Below are 4,703 nucleotides of genomic sequence, written 5' to 3'. Positions count from 1 at the left end.
CAGTTATCAGTTATCAGTTATCAGTTATCAGTTATCAGTTATCAGTTATCAGTTATCAGTTATCAGTTATCAGTTATCAGTTATCAGTTATCAGTTCACTGAGAAAACTCCCCACACCCTACACCCCACACCCCACACCCCACACCCCACACCCCACACCCTACACCCAGCTATTCTCATTTTGAAACGATTTTGCGTTGTTTCAGCGATCTAGAGATTCGTTAAGAATTATTAACCCCTCTAGGTGCAAGGGTTTTAATGTCATGAAACCTTAAAATGAGAATTGCTACCCTACACCCCATACCCCACACCCGACACCCCACACCCGACACCCCACTTATTCAACAAAGATGAAAGAATCATGGCGAGAACGTCTGAATATCTCTCGAATAGCGATTAATGCCCCGAGGTTAACCATTGCCTTCTGGTTAGCGGTGGCCGTGGCGGGAATTTTGGCTTTTAGTTCCCTAAAATACGCTCTTTTCCCCGATATAAGCTTTCCAGTCGTAATAATTAACGCCCAAGCGGATTTAGCTACTGCTATCACCACGGAACAGCAATTAACTAAACCCCTAGAAAATCCTCTTTTCTCTCTCCCCGGTTGTCGTGATATTTCCTCGACTACTTCCTCCGGACAGTCAGTAATCAGCATTTTCTTTAAAATTGGCACAAATTTAGACAAGGCCACCGCAGCAGTTAAACAGGCTATCTCGCAAGTCCCTTTACCCTCTCAAGCTACTACGGAAGTTATCCCCGTTGATTTAAATGAGTCGGCAACAGTCACCTATGCGCTGGTGAGTGAGCAGAAAACTATAGAAGAATTAAGCCAAATCGCCCAAGATAATTTAATTCCGCCCTTAAAAGCTCTCCCTGATACGGCTAAAGTTAATTTACTCGGTCAAGGTACAGTTAGGGAAGATAATCCCCATAAAAGCTTAACCCGACCATTACCCACACTGGTGCGCTTTAATGGTCAAGAAGCGATCGCTGTGCAGGTAATCAAAAAAGGTGCCGCTAATAGTCTCGATCTGGTCGCTCAGGCAGAAAAACGGGTTAAAGACATAGCACAAAAACTGCCCGATGTCAAGATAATTTTAGCTGAAACCCAAGCGGAATATATTCGCGCTGCCCTACAAGGCACGATCGATGATTTACTTTTGGCAGTTTTGCTGTCGGTGCTGGTTATATTGATATTTTTAGGCAGTTTCGCCGCTACAATCATTTCTGCTCTGGTTATCCCCCTATCTCTTTTGGGGACTTTCATTATCATGGCAATCTATGGGTTTAATCTGGAAACCCTGACGCTGCTGGCTCTCGCTTTGGTGATCGGCATTGTCGTGGATGATGCGATCGTGGATGTAGAAAATATTTCCCGTTTAATCGATGCGGGGGAAACCCCGAAAAATGCGGCACTCAAGGGGACAAGGGAGATCGGATTAGCTGTCACCGCCTCCACTTTAACCATTGTTGCCGTGTTTATACCCGTGGCTTTTATGGGGGGTGCGGTGGGGCAGTTTTTCCAACCCTTCGGTTTAACCGTCTCGGCTGCGGTGATTTTTTCCCTGTTGATCGCCCGAACTTTATCGCCAGTTTTGGCATTATATTGGCTGAAACCGCAGTCACGGGCAAAAATGATGAAACAAAAGCGACCGATTGAGAACGCCTATGGTCGGCTCTTAAACTGGTCATTGCGTCATCGTTTGCTGGTCATTGCTATTGCCCTAATTACCTTTTTGGCGGGTATTGCCCTGATTCCTTTTATTTCTAGGGGATTTATTCCCCGACTCGATCGCGGCGAGTTTAATCTGGTTTATACTTCTCCTTTGCCGAAAATAACGCAAATTAGCCCTAATAAACCGACGGCTAAGAGTTATAGCGATAGTTTCGCTTGGATTTCCCAGTTAGCGAGTTCTCCCGAAAGTTTTCTTTTGCGTCGCACTATCCGCGATGGCAGCAAATTAGAAGCGCCGATTTTGCAGGATGGGGAAGTGGAATCTACTTTTCTGATCGCCGGTTTACGCGGTGAGCCGAATCGTGGCAAAATTCACGTTACACTGAAGAGCGATCGTAAATCTCACACCAGTGCCGTGCAGCAACGGATTCGGCAAATTTTACCGCCAATTAGAGGGGTGAATGTCAGTGTCGAGGACATTCCTTTTGTGCAGACGGAAGCGGAAAAGCCGATCCAAATTGCGATTAAAAGCGATAATTTGCCACTATTGCGCGATAGTGCCGAGAAATTGCGGGTTGAGTCCGCTAAAATCGCCGGTTTAAAGGATATTTCCCTATCATCTAGATTAAATGAGCGGGGGGATTTTTTGGCGATCGAGCGTTTAAATGGTCAACAGGCGATTTTTCTCAGTGCTAATCTCAGTCCGGATTTAGGCTTAGAAGATGCGGCCATTAAAATTGAAGGGATTCCTTTACCGGAAGGGATAACTTTACAGCGTTGGGGTACTTCTTCTCAAAGTAGCGATGTTTTGGGCAGTTTTGGTCGCACTTTAATCCTGGCGACAATTTTAATGTTAGGAGTTTTATGGTTATTATTCAGAAGACTGCTAGAAACTATCGTCATCGCTTTATGTTTACCTTTAGCGATTGTGGGGGCAATGTTGGGGTTATTGGTAACGGGTAGTGAGTTTAGTATGATTTCTTTGATCGGGTTTATCTTCCTCTTGGGATTACTGGATAAAAACGCTGTGTTATTGCTGGACTATACTAACCAATTGCGTCAACAGGGTTGGAGTCGGGAGGAAGCGGTTTTAGAAACGGGAATGATTAGGTTAAGACCGATTTTAATGACCACTTGTTCGACAATTTTAGGTATGATTCCGCTCGCTTTGGGATTGGGTACCGGTGCGGAATTGCGGCAACCCATGGCGATGGTAATTGTGGGAGGTTTAGTCACTTCTTCCCTGTTGAGTTTAATTGTTGTGCCTGTGTTATATCTAAGTTTAGAGGATGTTTGGAACCAGATTAAAGCCGGTCAAAAGTAGCCAATTTTACCGTTTTGGCTTCTGATTACTATAGAGTCGTTTGAACTCTTTTTGTTGTTGATTATGATCGACAATTGGCTCAGGATAACCACAACGATGTCTTTCTAAACGGGGGATTTTCCCGGTTACTAAATATTCCGTATCTACGGAAGCTAATTCCGGCAACCATTGACGAATATATTCCCCTTCCGGATCGAATTTTTGTGTCTGACTAGCGGGATTAAAAATTCTTAAAGGTTTCGGATCCATGCCACTAGAGGCACTCCACTGCCAACCACCATTATTAGCGGCTAAATCGCCATCAAAAAGTTTCTGCATGAAGTATTTTTCGCCTTTTTGCCAGTTAATAATTAAATCTTTGGTTAAAAAACTGGCCACGATCATGCGACAACGATTGTGCATCCATCCCGTTTCATTCAATTGTCCCATGGCCGCGTCAACGATCGGATAGCCGGTTTTTCCCTGGCACCAAGCTTGAAAATGTTCTTCGTTATCCTGCCAAGGAAAATGACGAAATTCTTTTCTATAAGCACCGACCGCCAATTCTGGGAAAAAATAGAGACAATGCTGGTAAAATTCCCGCCAAGCTAACTCTTGCTGCCAAGTGATAATACTATCTTTTGCTTCCTCGGCGCGGCAATTTTCTAATAACTCTAGGGTTGCCGTCCAAATTGTGCGGATGCCAATTGCGCCAAATTTTAAAGCGGCACTCAAGCGCGAGGTCCCATCAAAAGCGGGGAAGTTACGATCTTCTTGATAATTGTTAATAACCCCTTGACAAAATTCTTCTAATCTGCTATGGGCGGCCTTTTCTCCGGGGGTGAGGGGTAAGGGGTTTTGCCAAGTAAAACCTAAATTTTCTAGGGTTGGTAAGTTAATAGTTTCTGTGAGTTTGTCCCCCTCATTTTCGTCTAATCCTTGCAGGGTTTCTAAGGTTTTGGGGCTGGCTTTGGCTAATTGGCTCCAATTTTTCCAAAAAGGAGTATATACGGTGTAGGGACTTTTTGAGAGGGTGAGGACTTGTCCTGGAGGGTGGAGAAGTTGATCCCAGAAGGTTTCTACTTCAATTCCTTTTGTTTGTAAAGCGGCGATTACCTGTTGATCCCGTTGACGCGCGTAGGGTTCGATATCGAGGTTAAAAAAAACTGCTTTTGCCGATAAATCGCTGGCTAAATTGACCAGTGTTTGACTGGGGTTGCCGCGAATAATCAGTAATTGACTACCTTTTTGGCGATAATTTTTTTCTAATTCCTCTAGACAACCGAGGAGATAGGCAACTCTAGCAGGGGCAATATCATCCCCTTCTAAAATAGCAGGATCGAGGCAGAAAACCCCGATAATTTTCGGACTGCGCTCCCTAGCTTTACTCAGTCCAATATTATCCGAGAGACGTAAATCGCGACGATGCCAGAAAAGGATTAGGTTTGACATAAAGTAAGGTGATGAGAAGATTATCAGGGGCGAGATTATTGGGGTACAGTTAAGAACAAATTCAAGTCATAAATACTCTTTCTGTCATTATAGGACAGTGGATCAAGAATAATTGTCTAATTTGAAAATCTAGCTGTGATTGGCAGTTAGTTTATTGACAAAATCTCGATGTTCTGCTGTTTCTAACCCCCGCTGCAAAATCACTAAAACTTTTCCTAAGTCACCCATTAATAAAGCGTTTTTATCTAGCCATAAACCGGGGAAGATTTGGGAGCG

At 44.0% G+C, this 4,703-nt stretch carries 2 protein-coding genes and 2 pseudogenes; 2 read left to right on the top strand and 2 right to left on the bottom strand.

The features are described from left to right. Together EWV66_RS07605 and EWV66_RS07600 are read left to right on the top strand one after the other, a co-directional pair. Positions 1–214: pseudogene (locus EWV66_RS07605) on the top strand (hypothetical protein); the annotation flags it as partial. 136 nt (positions 215–350) lie between these two features. Beyond that, a complete protein-coding gene (locus tag EWV66_RS07600) occupies positions 351–2,996 on the top strand; it encodes an efflux RND transporter permease subunit (protein ID WP_287107147.1) in 2,646 nt (881 codons plus the stop codon). A 6-nt stretch (positions 2,997–3,002) separates the two neighbouring features. Here the strand turns inward: EWV66_RS07600 and EWV66_RS07595 are convergent, their stop codons facing one another. Both EWV66_RS07595 and EWV66_RS07590 read right to left on the bottom strand, forming a co-directional pair. Then, positions 3,003–4,427: an FAD-binding domain-containing protein gene (locus EWV66_RS07595; protein ID WP_287107146.1), complete on the bottom strand. Its 1,425-nt coding sequence runs from the start codon at positions 4,425–4,427 to the stop codon at positions 3,003–3,005. 129 nt (positions 4,428–4,556) lie between these two features. Then, a pseudogene (locus EWV66_RS07590) lies at positions 4,557–4,703 on the bottom strand (Uma2 family endonuclease); the annotation flags it as partial.

The sequence above is a fragment of the Microcystis sp. M_OC_Ca_00000000_C217Col genome, from assembly GCF_007095585.1.
Lineage (GTDB): Bacteria > Cyanobacteriota > Cyanobacteriia > Cyanobacteriales > Microcystaceae > Microcystis > Microcystis panniformis.
The sequence above is the reverse complement of the archived record's forward strand: the minus strand, read 5'-3'. Positions and strand labels throughout refer to the sequence as shown.